The organism is Lapillicoccus sp., assembly GCF_046595215.1.
In the GTDB taxonomy this organism is placed as follows: domain Bacteria; phylum Actinomycetota; class Actinomycetes; order Actinomycetales; family Dermatophilaceae; genus Lapillicoccus.
The window spans coordinates 1-2,583 of sequence record NZ_JBKJPP010000105.1 but is presented as its reverse complement, the minus strand read 5'-3'; the positions used below and the strand labels follow the sequence as shown (position 1 = coordinate 2,583).

General features: G+C 66.2%; 3 protein-coding genes and 2 pseudogenes. 3 read left to right on the top strand and 2 right to left on the bottom strand.

Going from position 1 to position 2,583, the window contains the following annotated elements; translation table 11 throughout:
- Positions 1–320: 320 nt before the first annotated feature.
- Positions 321–719 (top strand): hypothetical protein, encoded by a 399-nt coding sequence (locus tag ACLL9L_RS08455; RefSeq protein ID WP_411284204.1) that lies wholly within the window; start codon positions 321–323, stop codon positions 717–719.
- 212 nt (positions 720–931) lie between these two features.
- Here the strand turns inward: ACLL9L_RS08455 and ACLL9L_RS08450 are convergent.
- A pseudogene (locus ACLL9L_RS08450) lies at positions 932–1,500 on the bottom strand (helix-turn-helix domain-containing protein); the annotation flags it as partial.
- A gap of 464 nt (positions 1,501–1,964) precedes the next feature.
- On the opposite strand from ACLL9L_RS08450, the gene ACLL9L_RS08445 reads away from it, so the two are divergent.
- Both ACLL9L_RS08445 and ACLL9L_RS08440 read left to right on the top strand, forming a co-directional pair.
- Positions 1,965–2,135: a hypothetical protein gene (locus ACLL9L_RS08445; protein WP_411284203.1), complete on the top strand. Its 171-nt coding sequence runs from the start codon at positions 1,965–1,967 to the stop codon at positions 2,133–2,135.
- Positions 2,122–2,244: a hypothetical protein gene (locus ACLL9L_RS08440; RefSeq protein ID WP_411284202.1), complete on the top strand. Its 123-nt coding sequence runs from the start codon at positions 2,122–2,124 to the stop codon at positions 2,242–2,244. Before ACLL9L_RS08445 ends, ACLL9L_RS08440 begins: the two co-directional genes overlap by 14 nt.
- Positions 2,245–2,404: 160 nt before the next feature.
- Here ACLL9L_RS08440 and ACLL9L_RS08435 read toward each other — a convergent pair.
- A pseudogene (locus ACLL9L_RS08435) lies at positions 2,405–2,583 on the bottom strand (ketol-acid reductoisomerase); the annotation flags it as partial.

The window sequence follows — 2,583 nt, the reverse complement described above, 5'->3', positions numbered from 1 at the left end:
CGTCGAAATCCCCGACAAACAGATGAAAGCCATGGAAACAAACGGGATCCTCACCCGCCACGCCTTTCACGGCGAGTGGAACTACTCGCTCAACCCCACCCGCGACACGCCCGATCTAGACCACCTTAAATAATCGCAGGCCCTAAGCGGCTAAACGTCAGATGATCTCGCTGTGTTAAATCAGTGGACGGTTGGGTGGGTCGCAGGCGCGGGGTACTAAGACCAACGTTCGATTGCTTCTGGCACCGCGGCGAGCGGACTCTAGGCTCACCCCACCGGGGAGCAGGACACCGTCAGATTCTGGTTCACGAGGAGAGTTCATGAACAAGTTCGCCGCGATTGCCATGTCCACCGCCACGCTTGCGGTCGTCGTCCTCAACTCTGGCGCGGCCTCGGCCAGCGGAGGCGGATCATCCAGTACCTGGCCGGCCGCCTTCCCGCTCCCGACCAACCCGGGCACGGTGCTCTCGCAAAGCTCGACCACGGCTGTGGTGAGGTCTACCGACCAGGTGGGCGTCGTCCAGGCCAAGCTGGACGACCTGTACATCACGAAGAAGGGTTGCACCCAGAGGCTAGGGGTGAACAGGCCGAGGGACTACCTCTGCTACAACCCCGCGACTAGAACGTCCGACGAAGTCCTTTTTACTTTCGCCGCTCTCGACGCAAAGGTCACCGATCCTTCTGTCTCGCAGACCAACGCCTTCTACATCCAAGGGTGAGGGGCGACGCCCCGGACGAACGTCCCTTGACGGTAGCGCCGCTCGAGGCCATGAATGGCCATTCCTCGATCCAGGCTGCCCCCACCAGAGCGTGGGAGGTGTCAACGTGGAGCACGCGCAGCGCAGCGAGCATGAACGACGTTGACACCGACGAGCGCCGGTAGACCCTGGTCATACGGGAACGGCCTCTTGACGTCCATCACCGCCGCTTGACGTCCCGGAGCGGCCCACACCAGTCGGCGGGCGTCCTGATCGACCACGACCATTACGTACTTGTGGCCATTCTTGATGATGTGTGGGTGATCTCGATCCTGACCAGCCCGTCGAGGCGGTCTGGGCCGGCGTCGACGTCGGCCCAGACCCGGGTGATGATCGAGCCCACGGTCCGCCACGCGACCCGCATCAACGCGGTGACCGTGGACTTCGATGACTGCGTCGCCAGCCAGGCAACCGTCTCGTCGAAGGCGTAGGTGTGCCCCGCGCCGTGCCGCGCCCACGGCACCGACGCGACGACCACCCCGTGCTGGCGGCAGGTCACCCGCGGCGCGTCGGCCTCCACCACCGCCCGGATCGTGCCCAGGTCCAGCGTCCGCCACCGCCGCCTACCCTCGCCGCCGTCGTAGCCCGGAGACCGGCGCTGGCACAGCCCACACCGGCCCTGCGCCCGGCGCACCGGACGCACCCGGGCCACGAGCAACTCCGCGTCCTCGTCGAACTCGATCCCCTCGATGACCGTCTTATCCACGCCCAAAAGGGCACGCCATGGGCTGACAGCGCGCACGCCGTTCTCCGCATCACTGGTTCTGGACCGTACGACAGCTCAAGAACCTCTGCGGGAACGGTGTGTTGAACCCCAGCAGCCCCCCAAACCACCCACGGATATGTCACATGAGCCGCTTTCCCCCCTGATGCTGGCGACACCACCGCCTGACTCTGGCGACATGCCATCGCCGAACTCATCCACCGACTTCTCCCGCGACGACGCCTACGCGCCAACCCCCGCGTGGTCAAACGCAAGTACACCAAGCGGTACGTCAAACGAGCCGAATACCACAACTGGCCACAACCCACCCGTGCAACCGCAGAGGCCGTGATCCTCTCATTGCACGGTACCGGCACTAGCCGGGGGGTCTACGGCGCTCGGGTGGCTCCGTACGTGCGCACCGTGAGCATGTTCTCGGGATGTCCCGTCGGCCCACATCGCGATCCGCTGCAGGGACCGACTCACGCCAACCGCAGGCCACCATGTTCACCGTCCACATCGAGCACCGGATCAGCGACCTGCCCACGTGGAAGGCAGCATTCGACCGGGACCCCGCAGACCGTGCCGGCTCCGGGGTGCGCCGCCATGTCGTGCACCAGCCGGTCGACGACCCGCGGTACGTGTACCTCGACCTCGGGCGTGGACACCCTTGACGCGGCCCACGCGTCCGTCGCCAGGATGGCCACCGTGTGGGACTCAACCGCCGCCGCACCAGCGCTCGGCGGCAAGCCGGTCACGACGATCCTCGCCGTCCTCACCTGAGGAGCCGTGGACGCCCAGCCAGCCGCCTGCCGTCCACAAGTCCGCGGATGGGGACCTGTGGACGCCCAGCCCGCCACCTCGCGTCCACAACTCCTCAGCTGGGGAGTTGTGGACGCCTCGAGACCCGGCCGGCATACCTGCTCGGGAATGGGCGGACAGGTCAGCGCGCGGCGGAGCCCTCGACGTAGTCGCTGTCGCTGTCCTTGATCCAGCTCATCAGGGCGCGCAGCTCCTTGCCGGTCGCCTCGATCGGGTGCTCGGCACCCTTCTTGCGCAGGGCCGTGAACTCCGGTGCGCCGGCTTCCTGGTCGTCGATGAACCGCTTGGCGAACGTGCCGT

Coding starts and splice junctions, on each gene's coding strand:
- ACLL9L_RS08455 (WP_411284204.1), top strand. CDS start 321: ATGAACAAGTTCGCCGCGATTGCCATGTCCACCGCCACGCTTGCGGTC.
- ACLL9L_RS08445 (WP_411284203.1), top strand. CDS start 1,965: ATGTTCACCGTCCACATCGAGCACCGGATCAGCGACCTGCCCACGTGG.